The organism is Streptomyces hamibioticus (assembly GCF_047946815.1).
GTDB lineage: Bacteria > Actinomycetota > Actinomycetes > Streptomycetales > Streptomycetaceae > Streptomyces.
The window spans coordinates 2,216,255-2,239,002 of the sequence record NZ_JBKKQY010000001.1 but is presented as its reverse complement, the minus strand read 5'-3'; the positions used below and the strand labels follow the sequence as shown (position 1 = coordinate 2,239,002).

The following is a 22,748-nucleotide window of genomic DNA, read 5'->3' as shown; positions in this document are numbered from 1 at the left end:
GGAGTCGCTCGATTGCCTCCAGTCGAACCGAAGCCGCAGGTCAGCAGGGCTGTTCAGGGCGCTGACGTGCCGTTGGCACATGCCGGCCGCCTTGCCCGGAATGGAGCGCTCCGGGGGCGGTATTCCCCGGGAACGGCCCCCGAGCGCCCCTCGGGCGGCCATGATGGGGGCATGGCGGGGCTGGAGGGTACGGAACAGCCGCGGGGAGCCGGACGTGCGACCGCGGCGCGCTGGTCGCCGGCGGTCGAGGACGAACGAGCGCTGAAGTCGCTGGAGTTGTACGGCAACCCGACGGAGGGTGAGGTTTCGCTTCCGTCCCTTCCCGAGTCCGCGGCCACGGCCCGCCGACTGGCCCAGGTGGTGATCCTGCGTCAGTGGGGGTTTCCGCCCGCGCTGGCGGAGGACGCCGTCTTACTCGTCTCGGAGCTGGTGGGCAACGCCGTCCGGCACACCGGCGCCCGCGTCTTCGGCCTCCGCATGCAGCGTCGGCCCGGCCGGGTCCGCGTGGCGGTCCGCGACCCCTCACGAGGGCTGCCGTGCCTGATGCCGGTGCAGGAACTGGACATCAGCGGACGAGGCCTCTTCCTCGTCGACAAGCTGTCCGACCGGTGGGGCGTCGACCTGCTGCCGTGCGGCAAGACGACCTGGTTCGAGATGAGGGTCGCGGACCGCTAGGCAAGCTCCGCGGGCATCGCCCCTCACCGCGGGCGCAGCAGCACCTCCGACCCCACCGGAAGATAACCGGCCGCCTGGAACGCCCGCAGGCTGCGGGCGTTCCCCGGCGACACCTGGGCCCACACCGGCTCGCCCCCGCCGAGGTGCCGCGCCGCCGCCGCGAGCGCCCTCCCCAGCCCGAGGTGCCGTACCTCCTCGTCCACCTCGACCGCGACCTCCAGTCGCCCGGCGACCCCGCGGCCCAGCACCAGGACGCCTCCGTCCGCCGTCCACACCCGCACGTCGTCGCGCCGCCGCCGGGAGCCGACCACCCGGGGATGACCGGGGCCCCCGGCCTCCTTGAGCGCGACGGGCGGCTCGCCCTCCAGCGGGCCGGCCACCGTCATCACGTCGATCGTGTCGCTCCCGCGCCCGGTCCGCTCCATGAGCGCCGTGAGGAACCGCGCGTTCATCGTCGCGGAGAGAGCATCGCAGTCCAGGGCGCGCAGCGTCGCGTGCACCCATTCGGGCTCCTCGTCGGTGAACACCACCGAGTGCGCGGTGAACGCCAGCACCCCGGCGTCCCGCGCGCAGCACTGCGGTACGACGGTGATGCCGCCGTCCTCCGGCGGGAAGTTCCCGCGCGCCGCCGCGTCCAGGATCTCCCGGAGCGTCCGAGCCGCCCCGTCCTGCGTCAAGCCCTCCACCGCTCACCCGTCCGCTCGGCCCTGCCGTTAGTCTGACCTGCGTCACTAGGACGATCACTGTACGAAATGAGGGGCGGATCGGTGGCGGACATCGAAGAAGCACGCAAGCAGTTCGACCGGATCGACGTCGACGGCGACGGCTACATCACCCCGGCCGAGTTCAAGACCGCCCTCGCCCAGGGCGGCGACTGGAACGTCACCGAGTCCGTGGCGGAGGCCATCATCGCCACCCGTGACCTCGACGGCGACAAGCTCATGTCGTTCGACGAGTTCTGGGCGTACCTGAACAAGTGATGCGGGCCTGAGAGGGGCCGGCCGCCTGCCCGAAACTCCGGGCAGGCGGCCCCGCCGCGGAAATGGCGAGGGCCGCGCCGTACCCGGGCCGCAGGACCCGGCCGGTCAAGCGCCCTGCGCCACTTCCGCAACGCCGCCTTGTTCTCGAAGGCGGCCACGTTCTTGTCCACCGGTCGTCGGTCATGCGTGACGGGCCGGTTGTCCGGCCGCAGCTCCTTCACCTTGCGAACGAAGCGGTCCTTCTCGGCATTGTTCGCACGGGTCCCCTCGCCCGTCGTCTCCCGGTCGACGGCGAGGATGTCGCCGGGCCGGCCGGGTTGCCGTCCTGCGGCCCGGCAACCCGACCGGGGACGGGAGTTGGTTGTTCCCCCGGGTGACGTGCGGAATGCGGCAGGACTCGGTGTGCCGAAGTCCTTTCCACCGGCTAGCACTCGATGATGTTGACCGCCAGCCCGCCCCGCGCCGTCTCCTTGTACTTGACCGACATGTCGGCGCCGGTGTCCTTCATCGTCTTGATGACCTTGTCCAGGGACACCTTGTGGCTGCCGTCGCCGCGCATCGCCATCCGGGCCGCCGTGACCGCCTTGACCGCGGCCATGCCGTTGCGCTCGATGCACGGGATCTGGACGAGGCCGCCGACCGGGTCGCAGGTCAGGCCGAGGTTGTGCTCCATGCCGATCTCGGCGGCGTTCTCCACCTGCTCGGGGCTGCCGCCCAGCACCTCGGCGAGCGCGCCGGCCGCCATCGAGCAGGCCGAGCCGACCTCGCCCTGGCAGCCGACCTCGGCGCCGGAGATGGAGGCGTTCTCCTTGAACAGCATGCCGATCGCACCGGCGGCGAGCAGGAAGCGGATCACGCCCTCCTCGTCGGCGCCGGGCACGAAGTTCATGTAGTAGTGCAGGACCGCCGGGATGATGCCCGCCGCGCCGTTCGTGGGGGCCGTGACGACCCGGCCGCCGGCGGCGTTCTCCTCGTTCACCGCCATCGCGTAGAGGGTGATCCACTCCATGGCGAGGGCTTGCGGGTCGCCCTCCGAGCGCAGCTTGCGCGCGGTGTTCGCGGCGCGGCGGCGGACCTTCAGGCCGCCCGGCAGGATGCCCTCGCGGGACATGCCGCGGGAGACGCACGCCTGCATGACCCGCCAGATCTCCAGCAGGCCCTCGCGGATCTCGTCCTCGGTGCGCCAGGCGCGCTCGTTCTCCAGCATCAGGGCCGAGATGGACAGGCCCGTCTCCTGGGTCAGGCGCAGCAGCTCGTCGCCCGTGCGGAAGGGGTACTTCAGCACCGTGTCGTCGAGCTTGATGCGGTCCGCGCCGACCGCCTCCTCGTCGACGACGAAGCCGCCGCCCACCGAGTAGTAGGTCTTCGCCAGCAGCTCCGCGCCCTCGGCGTCGTACGCCCACAGCGTCATGCCGTTGGCGTGGTAGGGGAGCGTCTTGCGGCGGTGCAGGACCAGGTCGTCGTCGAAGGAGAACGGGATCTCGTGCTCGCCGAGGAGGCGGAGGCGGCCCGAGGTCCTGATCGCCTCGATCCGCTCGTCCGCCGTCTCCACGTCCACCGTGCGCGGCGAGTCGCCCTCCAGGCCGAGCAGCACCGCCTTGGGCGTGCCGTGGCCGTGGCCCGTGGCGCCGAGGGAGCCGTACAGCTCGGCCCGTACCGACGCGACCGGCGCCAGCAGCTCCTCGTTGCGCAGCCGCCGGGCGAACATGCGGGCCGCGCGCATCGGGCCGACCGTGTGGGAGCTGGACGGGCCGATGCCGATCGAGAACAGGTCGAAGACCGAGATGGCCACGGTGACTCCTCAATACGGGGGTGGTGCAGAGGGGGGGGCGGTGCGGGGCGCCGGCGCTCGCTTGTGGCGGCTCGGCGCCCCGACAGCCTGTTCGTTACTTGTTCAGACCCGGGTACAGCGGGTGCTTGTCGGCCAGGGCCTTCACCCGGGCCTTGAGGGACTCCGCGTCGTAGGACGGCTTGAGCGCCTCGGCGATCACGTCCGCGACCTCGGCGAAGTCCTCGGCCCGGAAGCCGCGGGTCGCCAGGGCCGGCGTACCGATGCGCAGACCGGAGGTCACCATCGGCGGACGCGGGTCGTTCGGCACGGCGTTGCGGTTGACCGTGATACCGACCTCGTGGAGGCGGTCCTCGGCCTGCCGGCCGTCCAGCTCCGAGTCGCGCAGGTCGACCAGGACCAGGTGGACGTCCGTGCCGCCGGTCAGCACGGAGACGCCCACGGCCTTGGCGTCGTCCCGCACCAGGCGCTCGGCCAGGATGCGGGCCCCCTCCAGCGTACGACGCTGGCGCTCGGCGAAGTCCTCGCTCGCCGCCACCTTGAAGGCGACCGCCTTCGCGGCGACCACGTGCTCCAGCGGTCCGCCCTGCTGACCGGGGAAGACGGCAGAGTTGATCTTCTTGGCGAGGTCGGCCGTGCTGAGGATCACACCGCCGCGCGGGCCGCCGAGGGTCTTGTGGGTCGTGGTGGTGACCACGTGCGCGTGCGGGACCGGGTTGGGGTGCAGGCCCGCCGCGACCAGACCGGCGAAGTGCGCCATGTCGACCATCAGGTACGCGCCGACCTCGTCGGCGATCCGGCGGAACTCGGCGAAGTCCAGCTGCCGCGGGTAGGCCGACCAGCCGGCCACGATCAGCTTCGGCCGGGACTCCTTGGCCAGCCGCTCCACCTCGGCCATGTCGACCAGGCCGTCGTCGCCGACGTGGTAGGCGACGACGTCGTAGAGCTTGCCGGAGAAGTTGATCTTCATGCCGTGGGTCAGGTGCCCGCCGTGGGCGAGGTTCAGACCCATGATCGTGTCGCCGGGCTTGAGCAGCGCGAACATCGCGGCGGCGTTCGCCTGGGCACCGGAGTGCGGCTGCACATTGGCGTGCTCGGCGCCGAAGAGCGCCTTGATGCGGTCGATGGCGATCTGCTCGACCACGTCGACGTGCTCGCAGCCGCCGTAGTAGCGGCGGCCCGGGTAGCCCTCGGCGTACTTGTTGGTGAGGACCGAGCCCTGCGCCTCCATGACCGCGACCGGCGCGAAGTTCTCGGAGGCGATCATCTCCAGGGTGGACTGCTGGCGGTCCAGCTCCGCGTCGACGGCGGCGGCGACGTCGGGGTCGAGCTCGTGCAGGGGGGTGTTCAGGACAGACATCGGCAGGGCTCCTCAGCCGGCGGCGTAGGCGGTGTACTCGTCGGCGGAGAGCAGGTCGGCCGGCTCGTCCGTGACGCGCACCTTGAACAGCCAGCCGCCCTCGAAGGGCGCGGAGTTCACCAGCGACGGGTCGTTGACGACGTCCTCGTTGACCTCGGTGATCTCACCCGAGACAGGCGAGTACAGGTCGGACACGGACTTGGTCGACTCCAGCTCGCCGCAGGTCTCGCCCGCGGACACGGTGTCGCCGACCTCCGGGAGCTGGACGAAGACGACGTCACCGAGCGCGTTGGCGGCGTGCTCCGTGATGCCGACCGTCGAGACGCCGTCCTCGGCGGCCGACAGCCACTCGTGCTCCTTGCTGTAGCGCAGCTGCTGGGGGTTGCTCATGGCCTGAATTCTCCTGTACGCGGGGGAGTGCTGATGAATGGGGGACCGACTGGAAGGCTGCCGACACCGCTGGTGAGCAGCGCGAACCTACGCGAGGACACCTGCGGGTACGGACCCAGTCTCTACTTCTGGCGCTTGTAGAACGGCAGCGCCACGACCTCGTACGGCTCGTGGCTGCCCCGGATGTCCACGCCCACCCCGGGCGTGCCCGGAGCCGCGTGCGCCGCGTCGACGTACGCCATCGCGATCGGCTTGCCCAGCGTCGGCGACGGCGCCCCGGAGGTGACCTCGCCGATCACCTCGCCGCCGGCCACGACCGCGTACCCGGCGCGCGGCACCCGGCGGCCCTCGGCGACCAGGCCGACCAGGACCCGGGGCGGCTGCGAGGCGGCGCGCTCCGCGGCCTCCGTCAGCGCCGCGCGGCCCACGAAGTCGCCCTCCTTCTCGAACTTGACCACCCGGCCGAGCCCGGCGTCGAACGGCGTCAGCGAGGTCGTCAGCTCGTGCCCGTACAGCGGCATGCCCGCCTCCAGGCGCAGCGTGTCCCGGCAGGACAGGCCGCAGGGGGTCAGGCCGGCCGCCTCGCCCGCCTTGGTCAGCGCCTGCCACAGCTCCACCGCGTGCTCCGGCTTCACGAACAGCTCGAAGCCGTCCTCGCCGGTGTAGCCGGTACGGGCGATCAGCGCCGGGACACCGGCCACGGTGCCGGGCAGCCCCGCGTAGTACTTCAGGCCGTCCAGGTCGGAGTCGGTCAGGCTCTTGACGATTTCCGGCGACTCGGGGCCCTGCACGGCCAGCAGCGCATAGGCGTCCCGGTCGTCGCGCACCTCGGCGTCGAAGCCGGCCGCGCGCCCGGCCAGCGCGTCCAGCACCACCTGGGCGTTGGAGGCGTTGGCGACCACCATGAACTCGGAGTCGGCGAGGCGGTAGACGATCAGGTCGTCCAGGATGCCGCCGTCCTCGCGGCAGATCATGGTGTACCGGGCGCGGCCGGGCTTGACGCCGCCGATGTTGCCGACCAGCGCGTAGTCCAGCAGCGCGGCGGCCTGCGGACCGGTGACGGTGATCTCGCCCATGTGCGAGAGGTCGAAGAGACCGGCCCGGGTGCGCACGGCGGTGTGCTCGTCGCGCTCGGAGCCGTAGCGCAGGGGCATGTCCCAGCCGGCGAAGTCGGTCATGGTCGCGCCGAGCGAACGATGCACGGCATCGAGCGCGGTGCGGCGGAGTTCGGTACTGCTCATCGGTCGGTCGTCTCCCAGGGCATGACGCAGGCGGGCGAGGTGAGTCCTCCCCATCTGTCATCGGAACCTGAGAGGTTCGCCATGACCACCTTCAGTCCGGTGATCAGGACTTGCACCTTGGGTGGGGCCGCCCTCGGGGCGGCCCGCTTTTCAGATGTGCCTCGCCCGCGCGGTAACGGGGCCTGAGAGATTCAAGGGAGGTACTTGCTCCTTCGGCGCCCCAGCCGGTGGCTGGGAACTCTCCCGCGCGGATTCAAACGGCCGGTATGCAGTTGGCGCGCACATCATTGCACGCATCGTCCGGTCGTGGCAGAGCAAGCTCTTTGTGACCGGCTTGTGGCAGCACGTACACGAAAGCACGAGACTCCCGCATTACCTTCTTTTTACACTCGACGGGGACGGGGAAACTCGTGAACCGCCCCAGGGGAGGACGATCACGGTGAACAGGACCACGGCATACGCCACGACCTCGGGTCTCGCGCTGCCCAAGCAGCCTGCAGGCCCGGCCCGGGAGGCGTGTGCCGACCAGACCGCACCCGTCGTCCGCGACCTGCGGGAGCGGGCCGGCCGCAGCCCGCACGCCCTGCTCTTCGGGCCCGGCGACATCGTCGTCGTCACCGGCCTGCCCGGCAGCGGCAAGTCCACGCTGATGGAGCGCACCGTGCGCGGGATGCGCATCGACTCCCAGGACACCCGCGACCGCTGGGACCGCCGGATGCCGCGCCTCCTGCCGTACGCCCTCTACCGCCCCCTGGTCCGGTTCGCCCACTACGCCGGCCTGCGTCGCGCGCTGCGCTCCGGCGAGGGCGTCGTCGTGCACGACTGCGGCACCCAGGCCTGGGTGCGGACCTGGCTGGCCCGCGAGGCCCGCCGCCGGGGCACCGGCCTGCACCTGCTGCTGCTCGACGTCAGCGCCGAGGCGGCCCTGGCCGGCCAGCGCGAGCGCGGCCGGGGCGTCTCCCGCTACGCCTTCCGCCGGCACCGCACGGCCACCGCCCGGCTGCTGCGCGCCGCCGCCGAGGGCACCCTGCCGGGCGGCTGCGCCTCGGCCGTGCTGCTCGACCGGGCGGCGGCGGACACGCTGCGCCGGATCGGCTTCACCGGCTGACGGCCGCCGCGGGCCCGCGGGGCCGAACGGGTTAGCCTTTCCAGCCACACCAGCGGTTCGAGCAGGCGGTAGGAACAGATGGACTTCCCAGCGGGCTCCCCGGACTTCTCCGCGGACTTCTCCGCGGACCTCCCGGCGCAGGCGCACCCCCATCCGCACGGCGGATGGCCGGGCAACGAGCTGGAGGAGGTGCTGTCGGCCGCCCTCGGCGTGCCGTCCGCGGGCGGCCGGATCGTCGAAGTCCTCGGCCGCAGCTTCGTCTGGGTGCCGCTGCCGAGCGGCGGCGGCCCGGACGGCGGCACCCTCGACCTGCCGACACTGGAGATCGACGGCCAGGCGTACGTGCCGGTGTTCAGCTCCGAGGAACAGCTCCGCCAGGTCGCCGGGGCGCACATGGCGTACACCGTCGCCCCCGCCGTGGAGTTCGCCCGCGGGCTGCCGCCGCAGGCCGGCATCATCGTGAACCCGGAGGGCGTGGTCGGCATACCCCTCCCGCCGCCCGCCGTGGCCGAGCTGTGCCGGGCGGGCCGCACCCCGCTGGACGGTCCCGCGAGCGGCGGCCGGGTCAAGCTGTTCGAGCCCGACTGGCAGGACGACCCGGTCGACTTCCTCTCCGCCGCCTCCGCCGAGTTCGCCGCCGTCGGCGTGGTCCGCACCGCCCGCCGCTGCCTGGCCGCGGTCGAGACCGCCGACCCCGTCATGTTCGTCGGCGTCGAACTGACCCATTGGGAGGGCGACGCCCGCGCCCTGCCCCTGGAGGCCCTGGGTCGCGCCCTGGCCAAGGCCCCCACCGACTGGCCGGTCAACCTGGTCCTCCTGGAAGCGGCCGAGGACCCGGTCTGCGACTGGATGCGGGAACGGGTCCGGCCGTTCTACTCCAGGGACATGTGAACGACGACGGTCGAGGGGCGCGGGGCCGTGCCGGTCCGCGGCTCCGCCCCGCGGGCGCGACCAGCCATGACGGTCCCGCACCGCCGACGGTCGAGTAGCCCCGGGCCGGAGGGCGCCGCCTGTCCGCGGGGCCACTTAAGCTGGTTTCATATCCGGGGCAACTTCTCGAAGGGGCGGTACAGGTGAGCGCCAGCGGCACCGCGACCGGGCAGGTCGAGCACATGCTGCGCCAGGTGACGCCCGGGCGCTACGACGCCTACGAGGCGCTCCTGCGCGCGCTCTCGACCCCCGCCTCCGGTCAGGTCTGGATGCTGCTGTGGCACGGTCAGGCCGGCTCGCCGGACGCCCAGTACGGAAACATGGAGGTCGACGGCTTCGGCTACGCCCCGTGCGTCACCTCCGCCCAGGAGCTGTCGGCCAGCGGCTGGAACCGCTCCTACGAGGTGGTCGACGGCCTGGAAGTGGCCCGCGCCCTCTACCCCGACCGCTACGGCCTGTGGCTCAACCCGCACGCCCCCGGCGGCGGCGTCGGCATCCCCTGGCTCGATCTGCGCCGTATCACCACCGGCCTGGACCGCCAGCCCGCAGGGCCCCTGCGGCTGTCGGAGCCGGCCATCGAGATCCCCCAGTTCTACGCCCTGCTCACGCAGAACGCCCACCGCACCCCGGCCGTCCGCTCACTGCGCCGCGCCTGGGTGCAGCCGGCCCTGGGGGCGCCGTACCTCGCCATCGGCCTGGACGTGTACGAGACCTCCCCGCCGGCCGTGGACGCGGTACGCGCGATGATGCAGCAGTCCGTCGGCGCGGTGCCCGACGGACTGCCGGTGTCCACGGTGGCGATGACCGACGCGTTCGACCCGGTCGCCATGTGGCTGCGGGCCAATGCCCGCCCCTTCTACGACCGCGAGGCCCACGGCACCGCCCCGGCCGGCGGCTACGGATACCCGCCGGCGCCCGGCCACCGGCCCGGCGCCGCGGCTCCGCACGCCTACTGACCGTCCGCCCCTCGGACGGCCCCGGTCCGGCTCCCACTCCTGCTCCCGCTCGCGGCAGGACCCGATCCGGCCTGCGAACTCTCCTCTGTGTCGGTCGAGTTGACCGCGCACACCCCGGATGTACCGGAAGCATCCGATTTATCGAGTGTTCAGATCTCAGCTAGGTATCACCGCTATCCGGACTGTTCTCGGGCGCGGGTCCCGTCTGTAGTGTTCAGGCGGTCAACAATGCATTCCCTTCAGCGGAACCCGGAGTGGCCTCCCTATGCGCATATCCAGATCCCGCGCCGCCAGGGCGATCACGGCCGCGTTGGCGGTCGGCCTGATCGCCACCGGCTGTGCCAGTGAACGAGACAAGGAAGACTCGAAGGGCGACAAGGACACGTTCGTGTTCGGTGCCCCGGGTGACCCCGCCTCACTGGACCCGGCCCTCGCGAGCGATGGCGAGACCTTCCGGGTCACCCGCCAGGCCTTCGAGGCCCTGCTCGAGCACGAGCCCGGAGGCACCGAGCTCGTCGGCGGCCTCGCCGAGAGCTGGGAGAGCAACGACAAGGGCACGGTCTGGACCTTCAACCTCCGCAAGGGCGTGAAGTTCCACGACGGCGAGGCGTTCAACGCCGCGGCCGTGTGCGCCAACTACGACCACTGGTTCAACTGGACGGGCACCTACCAGTCCAGCGCGGTCTCGTACTACTGGCAGAAGATCATGGGTGGCTTCGCCAAGAACGAGGACCCCGAGACGCCCGAGGCGAACTACAAGTCCTGCACCGCCAAGGACGAGAACACCGCCGTCATCGAGGTCAAGAAGCCCTCCGCGAATCTGCCGGGCGGCTTCTCCCTGCAGGCCCTGGCCATCCACTCGCCGAAGGCCATCGAGGCGTACAAGAAGCAGGCGGCGTCCGCCAGCGGCGACGCCATCTCGTACCCCGACTACAGCCAGAAGGCCGGCACGGTCGCGGGCACCGGCCCGTACAAGGTCGCGAAGTGGAACAAGGGCAACAAGGAGGTCACCCTCCAGCGCTTCGACGACTACTGGGGCGACAAGGCCAAGGTGAAGAACCTGGTCTTCCGCACCATCGACACCGAGGAGGGCCGCCGCCAGGCGCTCCAGGCCGGTGACATCGACGGCTACGACCTGGTCGCGCCCGCCGACGTCAAGACCCTGGAGAACGACGGCTTCCAGGTCCCGACCCGCGGTGTCTTCAACCTCCTCTACCTCGGCATGACCCAGGAGGCCAACCCGGCGCTGAAGAAGAAGGAGGTCCGCCAGGCGATCGCGCACTCCATCGACCGCGAGAACCTGGTCAAGACCCAGCTGCCCGAGGGCGGCAAGGTGGCCACGCAGTTCATGCCGGAGACGGTCGCGGGCTACTCGGAGGACGTGAAGAAGTACCCCTTCGACACCGCCAAGGGCAAGCAGCTGCTCAAGGACGCCGGTGAGAGCGGCCTGAAGATCGACTTCTGCTACCCGACCGAGGTCACCCGCCCGTACATGCCTGCTCCGCAGGACCTGTTCGAGCTGATGAAGGCCGACCTGGAGAAGGCCGGCATCAAGGTCACCCCGAAGCCGATGAAGTGGAACCCGGACTACGTGGACGCCACCGAGGCGGGTGCCTGCCCCCTGTACATGCTGGGCTGGACCGGTGACTTCAACGACGGCTACAACTTCATCGGCACCTGGTTCGCCCACTACGACAAGGCGTGGGGCTTCAAGAACAAGGAGCTGTTCGAGGCGGTGAACGCCGGTTCGAAGTTCGCCGACCCGGCCAAGCGGACCGAGTCCTACAAGAAGGCCAACGAGGTCATCATGGACTACCTGCCGGGCCTCCCGATCTCCTCCTCCCCGCCCGCCATCGCGTTCGGCAAGGACGTCAACCCGCCGAAGGTCTCCCCGCTGACGCAGGAGAACTTCGCGGAAGTCTCCTTCAAGTAAGCGGAAAGACAGGCATCACCCACGGGTCCGTTCGGCTGCTGCACCTCGGCGGCCGGGCGGACCCGTTCATGAAGGCACACTCGTAAGAAAGGGGCATGCGGGGTGTTGCGTCTCGTCGTACGACGACTGCTCCAACTCATTCCCACCCTGCTCGGCCTGTCGGTTCTGCTCTTCCTCTGGCTCAACCGACTGCCCGGCGGACCCGCCTCAGCGATCCTGGGGGAGAAGGCCACCGCTGCCGAAGTAGCGCGCATCAACCGTGCGCTGGGGCTGGACGAGCCCCTCTATGTTCAGTACTGGCGCTTCCTGAAGCGGATCGGCGAACTCGACCTGGGCACCTCCGTGCAGACCGGACGGCCCGTCTGGGACGAGTTCACGCTGCGCTTCCCCGCCACCGTCGAACTGTCCGTCACCGCGATGATCATCGCCATCGCGGTCGGTGTCCCGCTCGGCTACTTCGCGGCCCGCAAGCGCGGCGGGTGGCTGGACGTGACGGCGGTCTCCGGCTCACTCGTCGGGATCTGCGTCCCGGTGTTCTTCCTGGCGCTCATCCTCAAGGGCATCTTCGCCGTGAACCTGGGGCTCTTCCCCACCTACGGCCGTCAGTCCACCGGCCTCAACGCCACCGACGTGACCGGCTTCGCCGTCCTGGACGGCATCCTCACCGGGGAGTTCGACGCCTCCTGGGACGCGATCATGCACCTGGTGCTGCCGGCCATCACTCTGGCCTCCATCCCGCTCGCCGTCATCGTGCGCATGACCCGCGCCAGCGTCCTGGAGGTGCTGGGCGAGGACTACGTCCGCACCGCCGAGTCCAAGGGCCTGCGGCGGCGTGTGGTGCGTGAGCGGCACGTGATGCGCAACGCCATGCTGCCGGTGGTCACCGCGGTCGGCCTGCTGACCGGATCGCTGCTGTCCGGCGCCGTCCTCACCGAGTCCGTCTTCTCCTTCGGCGGCATCGGCTCCTTCATCCGGACCGCGATCGACGGCCGCGACTATCCGGTGCTGGTCGGCTTCATCATGTTCATCGCGATCACGTACGTCCTGATCAACCTGCTGGTGGACGTGGCGTACAGCCTCATCGATCCGAGAGTGCGGGTGCACTGACGTGAGCACCACCAAGACCGAGAAGATCCAGCGCCTCGCGGAGCTCACCGCACAGCAGGAGACCACGACCGGCGCCAGCCTGTGGCGGGAAGCGTTCCGCCGCCTGAAGTCCAGCAAGATGGCGATCATCGGGGCCGGCATCATCGGCGTCTTCGTGATCCTCGCCGTCATCGGCCCCTGGGTCGCCCCCCACTCCCCGACCGTCCAGGCCTGGCGCGGCGAAGTGCTGGTCAACCAAGGGCAGTTCGTGGGACCGCGCGCAGAGAACTGGCTGGGCCTGGACCACCTGGGCCGGGACCTGTTCTCCCGGATGCTGGTCGGCGCCCGGCAGACCCTGCTCGTCGGTGTCGTGGCCACCCTGATCGGCCTCGTCGTCGGGTTCCTCGTCGGCGGGCTCTCCGGTGCCGCCGCCACCCTGGGCGGCGACGCGGGCAAGCGCCTGGACTCCTTCATCATGCGCGTCATCGACATGATGCTGGCGCTGCCCTCGCTGCTGCTCGCCGTGTCCGTCGCCGCCGTCATGGGCCAGTCCCTGACCACCGTGATGATCGCGGTCGGTGTGGTCCAGGTGCCGATCTTCGCGCGGCTGCTGCGCGGCTCCATGCTCGCCCAGGGCGGCACCGACTACGTGCTGGCCGCCCGGGCCCTCGGCGTCCGCCGGCGGCGCATCGTCGCGACGCAGATCATGCCCAACTCGCTCAGCCCCGTGATCGTCCAGGCGACGCTGTCCCTGGCCACCGCGATCATCGAGGCCGCCGCCTTGTCCTACCTGGGTCTCGGCAACCCCGACCCGTCGGTCCCCGAGTGGGGCGTCATGCTGGCACAGGCGCAGCGCTTCTTCGACAACGCACCGATGATGGCGGTCTATCCGGCCCTCGGCATCATCATCACCGCCCTCGGCTTCACCCTGCTCGGCGAGGCCATGCGGGAAGCCCTCGACCCGAAGCTGCGAGGCTGAACCACCATGCCACTTCTCTCAGTCGACGAACTGACCGTCACCTTCGGCGGACAGCACGGCCGCAAGGAGGCCCGCGCGGTCGACGGGGTCTCCTTCTCCGTCGACCAGGGCCAGGTCGTGGGGCTGGTCGGCGAGTCCGGCTGCGGCAAGTCCGTCACCTCCCTGGCACTGATGGGCCTGCTGCCCCGCAAGGGCGTCGAGGTCGGCGGCCGGGCCGACCTCGACGGTGCCGACCTGCTCACGATGAGCCCCAGGGCACTGCGCGACTTGCGCGGCAGCCGCATGGCCATGATCTTCCAGGACCCGCTGTCCTCCCTGAACCCGGTCATCCCCATCGGCGTCCAGGTCACCGAGATCCTCCAGCGCCACCGGGGGATGAAGGGCGAGGCCGCCCGCAAGGAGGCGACCCACCTCCTGGACCGGGTCGGCATCCCGGACCCCGCCCGGCGGCTCAAGGAGTACCCGCACCAGATGTCCGGCGGCATGCGCCAGCGCGCGCTGATCGCCATGGCGGTGGCCTGCGCTCCCAAGCTGCTCATCGCCGACGAGCCCACCACGGCCCTCGACGTGACGATCCAGGCGCAGATCCTGGAACTGCTCAAGGAACTGGTGGACCAGGAGGGCACCGCCCTGCTGATGATCACCCACGACCTGGGCGTGGTCGCCGGGCTCTGCGACGAGGTCAACGTCCTGTACGCGGGCAAGGTCGTGGAGTCCGCCGGGCGCCGCGAACTGTTCGCCCACCCCACCCACCCGTACGCGCACGGGCTGCTGGGCTCCATCCCCCGCCTGGACGCGCCGCGCGGCGAACCGCTCACGCCGGTCAGGGGCTCCATCAACGACCGGATCGCCTGGGCCGACGGCTGTGCCTTCGCCCCGCGCTGCGACCGCTACGAGGTGGACTGCCTGACCGGCACGCCCGCCCTCACCGAGCCGCGCGCGGCCGGGCACCAGGTGCGGTGCGTCCACCCCGTACTCGACGACGCCCGGGCCGAGGAGGTCCCCGCATGAGCCTGCTCGAACTGGACGGAGTCAAGGTCCACTTCCCGGTCAAGAAGGGAATCCTCTTCGACCGCACCGTCGGCCACGTCCACGCGGTCGACGGCGTCTCGCTCAAGGTCGAGGCGGGCCAGACGTACGGCCTGGTCGGCGAGTCGGGCTGCGGCAAGACCACCCTCGGCCGGGCGGTGCTGCGCCTCGTGGACATCACCGAGGGCGAGGTGGTCCTCGACGGGACCGACCTGGCGAAGCTGCCGGACGAGGAGATGCGCCGCTTCCGGCGCCGCCTGCAGATGGTCTTCCAGGACCCGCTGGGCTCCCTCAACCCGCGGCAGAACATCGAGTCGATCCTCACCGAGGGCATGCTCGCCCACGGCATCGGCGCCACCCAGGAGGAGCGCCGGGAGAAGATCAAGGCCATCCTGACCAAGGTGGGGCTGCCGTCCAACGCCCTGTCGCGCTACCCGCACGAGTTCTCCGGCGGCCAGCGCCAGCGCATCGGCATCGCCCGCGCCCTGGTGCTGGAACCGGACGTGATCATCTGCGACGAGCCGGTCTCCGCGCTGGACGTGTCCATCCAGGCCCAGGTGATCAACCTGCTGGAGGAGCTCCAGGAGGAGCTGGGCCTGACCTACGTGGTGATCGCCCACGACCTCGCCGTCGTCCGGCACATCTCCGACGTGATCGGTGTGATGTACCTGGGCGCCCTGGTGGAGGAGGCGCCGAGCGACGCCCTGTACGCCGAGCCGCGGCACCCCTACACCAAGGCCCTGATGTCGGCGGTGCCGGTGCCGGACCCGGAGGTGGAGGACGGCCGCGAGCGCATCCTGCTCACCGGCGACCTGCCCTCGCCGGCGAATCCGCCCACCGGGTGCCGGTTCCACACTCGTTGCCCGTGGGTGCAGGAGACCCTCTGCGCGACCGACCGGCCCGAGCTGACCGACGTCGGCGGCGGGCACCGGGTGGCCTGCCACTACGCCGCCGAGATCGCGGCCGGGACGCTGCGGCGGACGACCGGGGACGTGGTGTCGGCGGCGCGCGAGAAGGTGGCGGACCACACGCCGGCCGGGCAGGAGCCCGAGCGGCCCGAGCCGGCGAAGGTCCCGGAGCAGTCCGGGCCGCCCGAGCAGGCGGACGAGGCCGACACGGTGGGGAAGAACGCCGAGAACGCCGAGAACGCCGAGAACGCCGCGCAGGCGGAGAAGGCCGGCAAGGCGGAGAAGGCCGAGAAGACCGGGAACGCCGAGAAGACCGAGAAGACCGAGAAGACCGAGAAGACCGAGAAGACGCTGTAGGGGCCGCGGTGTGCCGACAGCGGGACCCCTCCTCGCTTCGTGAGGCGGGGTCCCGCCGTTGGGCGAGGATGTACGGGTGCTCCAGCAACTGTTCACCCCGTCCGTCCAGCACACGCTCGACCTGGTCGGCATCTTCGTCTTCGCGATCTCCGGCGCGCTGCTGGCCGTCCGCAAGAACTTCGACGTGTTCGGCATCGCCGTCCTCGCCGAGGCCACCGCGCTCGGCGGCGGGCTGTTCCGGGACCTGGTCATCGGTGCCGTACCGCCCGCGGCCTTCACGGACCTGGGGTACTTCGTCACGCCGCTGCTCGCCGCGCTCCTGGTGATCTTCCTGCACCCGCACGTCGAGCGCATCCAGACCGGCGTGAACGTCTTCGACGCGGCCGGCCTCGGCCTGTTCTGCGTCGCCGGGACCACCAAGGCGTACGAGTACGGGCTCGGCCTGACCGCGTCGGCCTGCCTGGGCCTGGCCACCGCGGTGGGCGGCGGGGTGCTGCGGGACGTGCTCGCCAACGAGGTGCCGTCGCTGCTGCGCTGGGACCGTGACCTGTACGCCGTTCCGGCCATGGTGGGCGCCGCCATGATCGCGCTGTGCATCCGCTACGAGGCCCTCAACCCGTTCACCAGCGCCCTGGCGGCGGCGACCGCCTTCGTCCTGCGGCTGCTCGCCCTGCGCTTCCACTGGCGGGCGCCGCGTGCCTGGAACCGGCGGTCGACGGTGACGGAGGGGGAGTGAGCGTTCCCGCGCGGCTCCGATCCGATAAAGCTACCGCTTAGTAGTTAGCTGTTGTACCGTTCAGCCATGTCAGAAGCAGCCTCCGCCCCGGCCACGCGGGCCACCATCGGCGACAGCGAGTTCGACCGGGACACGGCCGTGACCCGGCGCGCGCCCGGCGTGTACGGCATCGACCTCTCCGCCGGCTGGACGATCATCAACGCCGTCAACGGCGGCTATCTGCTGGCCGTGCTGGGCCGCGCCCTCGCGGACGCCCTCCCGCACTCCGACCCGTTCACCGTCTCGGCCCACTACCTGACCGCCTCCCAGCCGGGCCCCGCGGTCGTCCGCACCGAGACCGTGCGCACCGGACGCACCCTCTCCACCGGCCAGGCCTCGCTCTTCCAGTACGACGAGCAGGGCGCCGAGGTGGAGCGCATCCGCGTCCTCGCCTCCTACGGCGACCTGGAGGCACTGCCGGACGACGTGCGCACCACGGCCAAGCCGCCCGCCCTGCCGCCGGTCGAGCAGTGCTTCGGCGCCGGTGACGGTCCGGCCCCGGTCTCCGGCAGCTCCGCCATCGCCGACCGGCTGATGCTCAAGCTGGACCCGGCCACGCTGGGCTGGGCCCTCGGGCAGCCGTCCGGCAAGGGCGAGATGCGGGGCTGGTTCGGGCTGGCCGACGGCCGGGACGCCGACCCGCTCTCGCTGTTGCTGGCGGTGGACGCGCTGCCGCCGACCGCCTTCGAGCTGGGGCTGACCGGCTGGGTCCCCACCGTCGAGCTGACCGTGCACGTGCGCTGCCGCCCGGCCCCGGGCCCGCTGCGGGTGTCGATCACCACCCGGAACCTGGCCGGCGGCTTCCTGGAGGAGGACGCCGAGGTCTGGGACAGCGCCGACCGACTGGTCGCCCAGTCCCGCCAGCTGGCCCGGGTGCGGCTGGGCTGAGCCGGACCGGCGAACGGCCGCCGGGTGCGCCCGGTGGCCGGGCACGGCCGCACGACCGCCGCCGAGAAGATGCCGGACTGCGCCGGTACGGCCACGGGTGGGCGGGCATCGGATGCCCGCCCACCCGTCTCGGTGGGACCGCCGGGTGCGCTCCGCGGGGGAGCCGGGCCGGGCGCCGATGCCCGCCCGGACGAGGACCGACGGCCGGTCAGTCCAGCCAGTGGCGGCGCCCGATGCTGATGAGGCGCAGCCGGCGGACCGCCAGCTCGGTGACGCGCCGCCGCTCGTCCGCCGGGGCCGCATGACCCTCCAGGAACAGCGAGGCCGCGCTCAGCATCTGGTCGACGTAGAGGCCCGCGAGCATCAGCAGGTCGTCGTCGCTCCACCCCGCCGACACCGGGTCCCTGGCCAGCTCGGCCTTCACCTCCTCGGCGAACCGGGCCAGCTGGGACCGTATCGCCTCGCGCACCGGCTGCACCCCGCCGTGCCGCTCGCGGGCGATGAAGCGGACGTGTGCGGGGTACGCCTCCACGTGCGAGGCGATCAGCTCCACCGCGCGGGTGATGCGCTCGTCGCGGTCGCCGGCCGTGGCCACGATCGTCCGGATCGTCGGGTGCAGGCTGCCCAGGGCCTGCTCGACCAGCGCCACGCCGAGGTCCGCCGTGGAAGTGAAGTGGCGGTAGAAGGCGGTCGGCGCGATGCCCACGGCGCGGGTGACCTCGCGCAGACCCAGGCTGCTCAGGCTCTGTTCCTCCAGCAGGGCCAGCGCCGCGTCCAGGAGCGCCTGCCGGGTCCGCTGCTTCTGGGCCTGCCGGGCGCCGAGGGTGTGACTCATGCCATGCAGTTAACAACTGTTCTCTGGAATTGAAAAGTCGTACGGCGCGCTAGACTGGATAGTCAGTGAACAACTGTAACAACAAGCGTTCACCGAACTCTGGGGGATTGGCTCCATGCTGTTTCTCGTCGCCGCGCTTCTGCTCCTCGGTGTCGTGCTGGGCACCGTCGCCCACGCGCCGCTGAGCTTCTCCGTCGCCATGGGCGCCGTCATCGCCGTCTGGCTCGGCGTCTTCGCCCTCCGCGAGCGGCACGGCCGCCGCCGCGGCACCCCGACCCACTGACCGCAGCCGCGGGACCAGAGAGATCCCCAGACCAGAGACCAGGGAGATCACCATGCAGCTCACCGCACCGGCCACCCGCCGGACCGGCATCCGCGACACCGACGGCATGGCCGTCGCCTCCTTCGTCCTCGGCCTGCTGGGCCTGCTGGTGCTCAACGTGTTCCTGGGCCCGATCGCCATCGTCCTGGCGAGCGTGGCGCTGTGGCGGGGCACCGCGCGACGCGGACGGGCCTGGCTGGGTCTCGGCCTGGGCGTCGCCGACCTGCTGGTCCTGGCGGCGTTCATGCAGGCGGACAGCACGGTCTCGTGGAGCTTCTGAGCCGCCCGTCGGACAGGCCGACCGGGCGCTGAGGTCCGGCGGGGCAGCCCCGTAGAATCGGCCTCACCATGGCTTACCTCGACCACGCCGCGACCACCCCGATGCTCCCCGAGGCGGTCGCGGCACTCGCCGCGCAGCTGAGCGTCACCGGCAACGCCTCCTCTCTGCACGCGGCCGGCCGCCGCGCGCGGCGCACCGTCGAGGAGGCCCGCGAAACGCTCGGCGAGGCACTCGGCGCCCGCCCCAGCGAGGTGGTGTTCACCTCCGGCGGCACCGAGGCCGACAACCTCGCCGTCAAGGGCCTGTACTGGGCCCGCCGCGACGCCGACCCGGCCCGCACCCGGGTCCTGGCCAGCCCCGTCGAGCACCACGCCGTCCTCGACGCCGTGCACTGGCTCGGCGAGCACGAGGGCGCCACCGTCGAGTACCTCCCGGTCGACGCCCACGGCCGGGTCCACCCCGAGGCGCTGCGCGAGGCCATCGCCCGCAACCCCGACGACGTCGCCCTCGCCACCGTCATGTGGGCCAACAACGAGATCGGCACGGTGCTGCCGGTGCGCGAACTCGCCGATACCGCGGCCGAGTTCGGCGTCCCGCTGCACGCCGACGCGGTCCAGGCCGTCGGTCAGCTGCCGGTCGACTTCGGCGCCAGCGGCCTCGCCGCGATGACCGTGTCCGGCCACAAGGTCGGCGGCCCCTACGGCATCGGCGCGCTCCTCCTCGGCCGCGAGTACGCCCCGGTGCCCGTCCTGCACGGCGGCGGCCAGGAACGCCATGTCCGCTCCGGCACCCTCGACGTCCCCGCGATCGCGTCCTTCGCCGTCGCCGGCCGGATCGCCGCCGAGCGGCGCGAGTGGTTCGCCCGCGAGATCGGCTCCCTGCGCGACGCCCTGGTCGAGGCGGTCCGTACGGCGGTCCCGGACGCGATCCTCGGCGGCGACCCGGCACCGGAGGGCCGGCTCCCGGCCAACGCCCACTTCACCTTCCCGGGCTGCGAGGGCGACTCCCTGCTGCTCCTCCTCGACGCCCAGGGCATCGAGTGCTCCACCGGCTCCGCCTGCACCGCCGGCGTCGCCCAGCCCAGCCACGTGCTGCTGGCCACCGGCACCGACCCGGAGCTGGCCCGCGGCACGCTGCGCTTCTCCCTCGGCCACACCTCCACGGAGGCCGACGTCGAGGCACTCGCCAAGGCCATCGGCCCGGCGGTGGAGCGGGCCAGGGCGGCGGGGCTGACGTAGGCCCGGGGCGCTTCGGGAGTGCTCCGCGCGGGTTGCCGGGCGCGGGGCGGCGCCGGACACTCCGGATGTGAACGTCGTCACCCAGGTCCTCGCCGTACTCGCGGTCGCGAACCACCTGGTCGTGGGCGTGCTGGAGCGCTTCTGCTACTGCCGCCCGGCGGTCCCGCGCTTCCTCACCACCTCCACGGCGGACGCGCCCGAGGTGACGCTGTGGCGCTCCGGCGTCGCGGTCCACAACATCCTTCTCGGCCTGGGGCTCCTCGTCGGCGTCGTCCTGCAGCACACCGGCGACACCACGGCCGGCCGCACGCTGGTCCCGTACCTGTGCGCCTTCCTGGTCGTGTCCGCGCTCGTCTTCGCCGTCTCCTTCCCGCGCTGTGGCAGGGGGCGCTCGGACAGGGACTGGCACCGGCCGCCGCCCCGCTGGCCCTGCCCTTCTGAGCCGTGCCGGCCGCGCCCTTCCGAGCCGGGGTCAGGCGGGTGCCGTCGTGCGTGCCAGGCGCACCAGCTCCATGTACCGGTCCCAGTCCCAGTGCGGCCCCGGGTCCGTGTGGTCCGTGCCCGGCACCTCCACATGGCCGATGATGTGCTCCCGGTCGACGGGTATGTCGTACCGCGCGCAGATCCGGGCCGTCAGCCGCGCCGACGCCTCGTACATCGCGTCGGTGAAGTCCTGCGGCCGGTCCACGAAGCCCTCGTGCTCGATGCCGACACTGCGTTCGTTGTAGTCGCGGTTGCCCGCGTGGTACGCCACGTCGAGCTCCCGGATCATCTGCGTGACACGGCCGTCCTGGCCGACGATGTAGTGCGTGGCCGCCTGGTGCCCCGGGTCCTGGAAGGCCCTCACCGCACTCGCGAAACTGCCCTGGGTGACATGGACGATCACCATGTCGATGCCGAAGTCGTCGGGCCGGTCCGCGCGCCGCCAGTTGGCCTCCGACGCCGCCACCCACGCCGCGCCCCGGTAGTCGACCTCGCCCGGCTTGCGCGGCTTTTCCACGCCCGGCACGCGCCACCACAGCCGGCCCAGCTCGTCGCGCGCCAGCACCGCCGAACCGGCCACCGCCGCCGCGCCGCCGACGATCAGCGCACGCCGGCCGATGCGCCGGTCACCGTCCTTCGATCCGCCCGCGGATCGGCTTCTCGCCCCCATATGATCGTCAACGCATACTCGCGGGCTCCGGTTCCCGGTCCCCCGTACCCTGGAGGAGTTATGACTGACTCCCCGCAGCGCACCCGCCCCCTCCGCGTCCTCGCCGCCATGTCCGGCGGGGTCGACTCCGCCGTCGCCGCCGCCCGCGCGGCCGAGGCGGGGCACGACGTGACCGGCGTCCACCTGGCGCTCTCCGCCAACCCCCAGTCGTTCCGCACGGGCGCGCGGGGCTGCTGCACCATCGAGGACTCGCGCGACGCCCGCCGCGCCGCGGACGTCATCGGCATCCCCTTCTACGTCTGGGACCTCGCCGACCGCTTCCGCGAGGACGTCGTGGAGGACTTCGTCGCCGAGTACGAGGCGGGGCGCACCCCCAACCCCTGCCTGCGCTGCAACGAGAAGATCAAGTTCGCCGCGCTGCTGGACAAGGCCCTCGCCCTCGGCTTCGACGTGGTCTGCACCGGCCACTACGCGAAGGTCGTGCTGAAGGAGGACGGCACCCGCGAGCTGCACCGCGCCTCCGACCTGGCGAAGGACCAGTCGTACGTCCTCGGCGTCCTGGACGACCGCCAGCTCGCGCACGCGATGTTCCCCCTCGGGGACACCGTCACCACCAAGGACGAGATCCGCGCGGAGGCCGAGCGCAGGGGGCTGGCGGTGGCCAAGAAGCCGGACTCGCACGACATCTGCTTCATCGCCGACGGCGACACCCAGGGCTTCCTCGCCTCCCGACTCGGCCGGGCCGAGGGCGACATCGTCGACGAGGACGGCAACAAGCTCGGCACCCACGAGGGCGCGTACGGCTTCACCATCGGCCAGCGCAAGGGACTCAGGATCGGCACGCCCGCCCCCGACGGCAAGCCCCGCTACGTCCTGGACATCTCCCCGGTCACCAACACGGTGACGGTCGGCCCGGCCGGCGCCCTGGACGTCGGCGCCCTGCGCGCGGTCAAGCCGCGCTGGTGCGGCGCCGCCCCGGCCGGCCCCGGCACCTACACCGCCCAGCTGCGCGCCCACGGCGACGAGACCGAGGTACGCGCGGAACTGGTCGACGGGACCCTGGAGGTGACGTTCGCGGAGCCGGTGCGCGGCGTCGCCCCCGGCCAGGCGATCGTGCTGTACGACGGCACGCGCGTGGTGGGCTCGGCGACGATCGCGTCCACGGAACGGGCGACGGCCGGAGCGGCCTGAGGCCCCGGAAGCCGCGCGTCGAGCACCACGGCCGACGACCGGCCCTCGACGCGACGTCGGCCGAGCCCCGCGCGGGCCGGGGACCGGCCTCCTCCATGGCTGTTCCGCCGGGCCCCTCGCGGTCGAGGGCGGGCCACCATGGGTGTTCCGCGGAATCCCCCGCGGTCGCGGGCCAGGCCTCGACGGGGAGTCGGCCGGCTCCCTCGCGGTCGCGGGCCGAGTCTCCCTGGGGCGTTCCGGCGAGTCCCGCACGGCCGTCGGCCGAGTCCCCCATGGCCGTCGGCCGAGCCCGTGCGAGGCGTCGGCCGGGCCCCCTCGGAGCCGTCGGGTGAGCCGCCCGCAGCG

23 protein-coding genes, 2 pseudogenes and 2 riboswitches are annotated in these 22,748 nt (G+C 71.8%); of the genes and pseudogenes, 17 read left to right on the top strand and 8 right to left on the bottom strand.

Translation table 11 applies throughout. The features are described 5' to 3' along the window. Positions 1 to 171: 171 nt before the first annotated feature. A complete protein-coding gene (locus ACLGIH_RS09895) occupies positions 172 to 675 on the top strand; it encodes an ATP-binding protein (protein ID WP_416524855.1) in 504 nt (167 codons plus the stop codon). Positions 676 to 698: 23 nt separating this feature from the next. Here the strand turns inward: ACLGIH_RS09895 and ACLGIH_RS09890 are convergent, their stop codons facing one another. Further along, positions 699 to 1,352 (bottom strand): GNAT family N-acetyltransferase, encoded by a 654-nt coding sequence (locus ACLGIH_RS09890; protein WP_416524854.1) that lies wholly within the window; start codon positions 1,350 to 1,352, stop codon positions 699 to 701. 90 nt (positions 1,353 to 1,442) lie between these two features. Between ACLGIH_RS09890 and ACLGIH_RS09885 the strand changes: the two genes are divergently transcribed. After that, the gene (locus ACLGIH_RS09885; RefSeq protein ID WP_416524853.1) at positions 1,443 to 1,655 is read left to right on the top strand and encodes an EF-hand domain-containing protein; all 213 of its coding nucleotides are present in this window, start codon (positions 1,443 to 1,445) and stop codon (positions 1,653 to 1,655) included. A gap of 119 nt (positions 1,656 to 1,774) precedes the next feature. On the opposite strand, the pseudogene ACLGIH_RS09880 reads toward ACLGIH_RS09885, so the two are convergent. From ACLGIH_RS09880 to gcvT, 5 genes and pseudogenes are all read right to left on the bottom strand, one after another. Then, positions 1,775 to 1,978, bottom strand: a pseudogene (locus tag ACLGIH_RS09880) (muramidase); the annotation flags it as partial. 101 nt (positions 1,979 to 2,079) lie between these two features. Beyond that, positions 2,080 to 3,447, bottom strand: coding sequence for an L-serine ammonia-lyase (locus ACLGIH_RS09875; protein ID WP_416524852.1), 1,368 nt, complete (start codon positions 3,445 to 3,447; stop codon positions 2,080 to 2,082). A 94-nt stretch (positions 3,448 to 3,541) separates the two neighbouring features. Beyond that, positions 3,542 to 4,804 carry a serine hydroxymethyltransferase gene (gene glyA, locus ACLGIH_RS09870; protein ID WP_416524851.1) on the bottom strand — a complete coding sequence of 421 codons (1,263 nt, stop codon included), beginning with the start codon at positions 4,802 to 4,804 and terminating at the stop codon, positions 3,542 to 3,544. A gap of 12 nt (positions 4,805 to 4,816) precedes the next feature. Continuing rightward, positions 4,817 to 5,194, bottom strand: coding sequence for a glycine cleavage system protein GcvH (gene gcvH, locus ACLGIH_RS09865; protein WP_416524850.1), 378 nt, complete (start codon positions 5,192 to 5,194; stop codon positions 4,817 to 4,819). Between the two features lie 122 nt (positions 5,195 to 5,316). Then, on the bottom strand, positions 5,317 to 6,435 hold the full coding sequence (gene gcvT / locus ACLGIH_RS09860; RefSeq protein WP_416524849.1) for a glycine cleavage system aminomethyltransferase GcvT: 1,119 nt from the start codon (positions 6,433 to 6,435) through the stop codon (positions 5,317 to 5,319). 44 nt (positions 6,436 to 6,479) lie between these two features. Continuing rightward, positions 6,480 to 6,595, bottom strand: a riboswitch (glycine riboswitch). Then, positions 6,596 to 6,691: riboswitch (glycine riboswitch) on the bottom strand. A 183-nt stretch (positions 6,692 to 6,874) separates the two neighbouring features. Here gcvT and ACLGIH_RS09855 point away from each other — a divergent pair. The 10 genes from ACLGIH_RS09855 to ACLGIH_RS09810 all read left to right on the top strand — a co-directional run bounded on the left by ACLGIH_RS09855 (position 6,875) and on the right by ACLGIH_RS09810 (position 17,384). Next, entirely contained in the window at positions 6,875 to 7,543 is a 669-nt protein-coding gene (locus ACLGIH_RS09855; protein WP_416524848.1) for an AAA family ATPase, read from the top strand. Between the two features lie 78 nt (positions 7,544 to 7,621). Continuing rightward, positions 7,622 to 8,434: an enhanced serine sensitivity protein SseB gene (locus ACLGIH_RS09850; RefSeq protein ID WP_416524847.1), complete on the top strand. Its 813-nt coding sequence runs from the start codon at positions 7,622 to 7,624 to the stop codon at positions 8,432 to 8,434. 182 nt (positions 8,435 to 8,616) lie between these two features. Continuing rightward, the gene (locus tag ACLGIH_RS09845) at positions 8,617 to 9,429 is read left to right on the top strand and encodes an enhanced serine sensitivity protein SseB C-terminal domain-containing protein (protein ID WP_416524846.1); all 813 of its coding nucleotides are present in this window, start codon (positions 8,617 to 8,619) and stop codon (positions 9,427 to 9,429) included. A 265-nt stretch (positions 9,430 to 9,694) separates the two neighbouring features. Continuing rightward, positions 9,695 to 11,362, top strand: coding sequence for an ABC transporter substrate-binding protein (locus ACLGIH_RS09840; protein ID WP_416524845.1), 1,668 nt, complete (start codon positions 9,695 to 9,697; stop codon positions 11,360 to 11,362). A gap of 102 nt (positions 11,363 to 11,464) precedes the next feature. Beyond that, on the top strand, positions 11,465 to 12,469 hold the full coding sequence (locus ACLGIH_RS09835) for an ABC transporter permease (RefSeq protein WP_416524844.1): 1,005 nt from the start codon (positions 11,465 to 11,467) through the stop codon (positions 12,467 to 12,469). A gap of 1 nt (position 12,470) precedes the next feature. Beyond that, positions 12,471 to 13,427, top strand: a complete 957-nt coding sequence (locus ACLGIH_RS09830) for an ABC transporter permease (protein WP_416524843.1) — start codon at positions 12,471 to 12,473, stop codon at positions 13,425 to 13,427. A gap of 6 nt (positions 13,428 to 13,433) precedes the next feature. Next, positions 13,434 to 14,438 carry an ABC transporter ATP-binding protein gene (locus ACLGIH_RS09825; RefSeq protein WP_416524842.1) on the top strand — a complete coding sequence of 335 codons (1,005 nt, stop codon included), beginning with the start codon at positions 13,434 to 13,436 and terminating at the stop codon, positions 14,436 to 14,438. After that, positions 14,435 to 15,721 carry an ABC transporter ATP-binding protein gene (locus ACLGIH_RS09820; protein WP_416524841.1) on the top strand — a complete coding sequence of 429 codons (1,287 nt, stop codon included), beginning with the start codon at positions 14,435 to 14,437 and terminating at the stop codon, positions 15,719 to 15,721. Before ACLGIH_RS09825 ends, ACLGIH_RS09820 begins: the two co-directional genes overlap by 4 nt. Positions 15,722 to 15,797: 76 nt before the next feature. After that, a complete protein-coding gene (locus ACLGIH_RS09815; RefSeq protein ID WP_416524840.1) occupies positions 15,798 to 16,457 on the top strand; it encodes a trimeric intracellular cation channel family protein in 660 nt (219 codons plus the stop codon). A 66-nt stretch (positions 16,458 to 16,523) separates the two neighbouring features. Next, positions 16,524 to 17,384: a thioesterase family protein gene (locus ACLGIH_RS09810; RefSeq protein ID WP_416524839.1), complete on the top strand. Its 861-nt coding sequence runs from the start codon at positions 16,524 to 16,526 to the stop codon at positions 17,382 to 17,384. A gap of 208 nt (positions 17,385 to 17,592) precedes the next feature. On the opposite strand, the gene ACLGIH_RS09805 is transcribed toward ACLGIH_RS09810, so the two are convergent. Next, positions 17,593 to 18,219 (bottom strand): TetR family transcriptional regulator, encoded by a 627-nt coding sequence (locus tag ACLGIH_RS09805; protein WP_416524838.1) that lies wholly within the window; start codon positions 18,217 to 18,219, stop codon positions 17,593 to 17,595. A 115-nt stretch (positions 18,220 to 18,334) separates the two neighbouring features. Between ACLGIH_RS09805 and ACLGIH_RS09800 the strand changes: the two genes are divergently transcribed. The 4 genes and pseudogenes from ACLGIH_RS09800 to ACLGIH_RS09785 form a co-directional block, all read left to right on the top strand. Further along, on the top strand, positions 18,335 to 18,502 hold the full coding sequence (locus ACLGIH_RS09800) for a hypothetical protein (protein WP_416524837.1): 168 nt from the start codon (positions 18,335 to 18,337) through the stop codon (positions 18,500 to 18,502). Between the two features lie 52 nt (positions 18,503 to 18,554). Continuing rightward, positions 18,555 to 18,821 carry a DUF4190 domain-containing protein gene (locus ACLGIH_RS09795; protein ID WP_416524836.1) on the top strand — a complete coding sequence of 89 codons (267 nt, stop codon included), beginning with the start codon at positions 18,555 to 18,557 and terminating at the stop codon, positions 18,819 to 18,821. A 68-nt stretch (positions 18,822 to 18,889) separates the two neighbouring features. Further along, positions 18,890 to 20,059, top strand: coding sequence for a cysteine desulfurase family protein (locus tag ACLGIH_RS09790; RefSeq protein WP_416524835.1), 1,170 nt, complete (start codon positions 18,890 to 18,892; stop codon positions 20,057 to 20,059). 67 nt (positions 20,060 to 20,126) lie between these two features. Further along, a pseudogene (locus ACLGIH_RS09785) lies at positions 20,127 to 20,423 on the top strand (DUF1304 family protein); the annotation flags it as partial. Positions 20,424 to 20,531: 108 nt separating this feature from the next. On the opposite strand, the gene ACLGIH_RS09780 reads toward ACLGIH_RS09785, so the two are convergent. Continuing rightward, positions 20,532 to 21,212, bottom strand: coding sequence for an N-acetylmuramoyl-L-alanine amidase (locus tag ACLGIH_RS09780; RefSeq protein WP_416529331.1), 681 nt, complete (start codon positions 21,210 to 21,212; stop codon positions 20,532 to 20,534). A gap of 60 nt (positions 21,213 to 21,272) precedes the next feature. Here ACLGIH_RS09780 and mnmA point away from each other — a divergent pair, with 60 nt between their 5' ends. Continuing rightward, the gene (gene mnmA, locus ACLGIH_RS09775) at positions 21,273 to 22,403 is read left to right on the top strand and encodes a tRNA 2-thiouridine(34) synthase MnmA (protein WP_416529330.1); all 1,131 of its coding nucleotides are present in this window, start codon (positions 21,273 to 21,275) and stop codon (positions 22,401 to 22,403) included. The last annotated feature ends 345 nt before the right edge of the window (positions 22,404 to 22,748 follow it).

Bases quoted from the DNA above. Each gene is read 5' to 3' on its own strand.
- ACLGIH_RS09895 (WP_416524855.1), top strand. From the start codon at position 172: ATGGCGGGGCTGGAGGGTACGGAACAGCCGCGGGGAGCCGGACGTGCG.
- glyA (WP_416524851.1), bottom strand. From the start codon at position 4,804: ATGTCTGTCCTGAACACCCCCCTGCACGAGCTCGACCCCGACGTCGCC.
- gcvH (WP_416524850.1), bottom strand. From the start codon at position 5,194: ATGAGCAACCCCCAGCAGCTGCGCTACAGCAAGGAGCACGAGTGGCTG.
- gcvT (WP_416524849.1), bottom strand. From the start codon at position 6,435: ATGAGCAGTACCGAACTCCGCCGCACCGCGCTCGATGCCGTGCATCGT.
- ACLGIH_RS09850 (WP_416524847.1), top strand. From the start codon at position 7,622: ATGGACTTCCCAGCGGGCTCCCCGGACTTCTCCGCGGACTTCTCCGCG.
- ACLGIH_RS09840 (WP_416524845.1), top strand. From the start codon at position 9,695: ATGCGCATATCCAGATCCCGCGCCGCCAGGGCGATCACGGCCGCGTTG.
- ACLGIH_RS09825 (WP_416524842.1), top strand. From the start codon at position 13,434: ATGCCACTTCTCTCAGTCGACGAACTGACCGTCACCTTCGGCGGACAG.
- ACLGIH_RS09820 (WP_416524841.1), top strand. From the start codon at position 14,435: ATGAGCCTGCTCGAACTGGACGGAGTCAAGGTCCACTTCCCGGTCAAG.
- ACLGIH_RS09810 (WP_416524839.1), top strand. From the start codon at position 16,524: ATGTCAGAAGCAGCCTCCGCCCCGGCCACGCGGGCCACCATCGGCGAC.
- ACLGIH_RS09805 (WP_416524838.1), bottom strand. From the start codon at position 18,219: ATGAGTCACACCCTCGGCGCCCGGCAGGCCCAGAAGCAGCGGACCCGG.
- ACLGIH_RS09800 (WP_416524837.1), top strand. From the start codon at position 18,335: ATGCTGTTTCTCGTCGCCGCGCTTCTGCTCCTCGGTGTCGTGCTGGGC.
- ACLGIH_RS09795 (WP_416524836.1), top strand. From the start codon at position 18,555: ATGCAGCTCACCGCACCGGCCACCCGCCGGACCGGCATCCGCGACACC.
- ACLGIH_RS09790 (WP_416524835.1), top strand. From the start codon at position 18,890: ATGGCTTACCTCGACCACGCCGCGACCACCCCGATGCTCCCCGAGGCG.
- ACLGIH_RS09780 (WP_416529331.1), bottom strand. From the start codon at position 21,212: ATGGGGGCGAGAAGCCGATCCGCGGGCGGATCGAAGGACGGTGACCGG.
- mnmA (WP_416529330.1), top strand. From the start codon at position 21,273: ATGACTGACTCCCCGCAGCGCACCCGCCCCCTCCGCGTCCTCGCCGCC.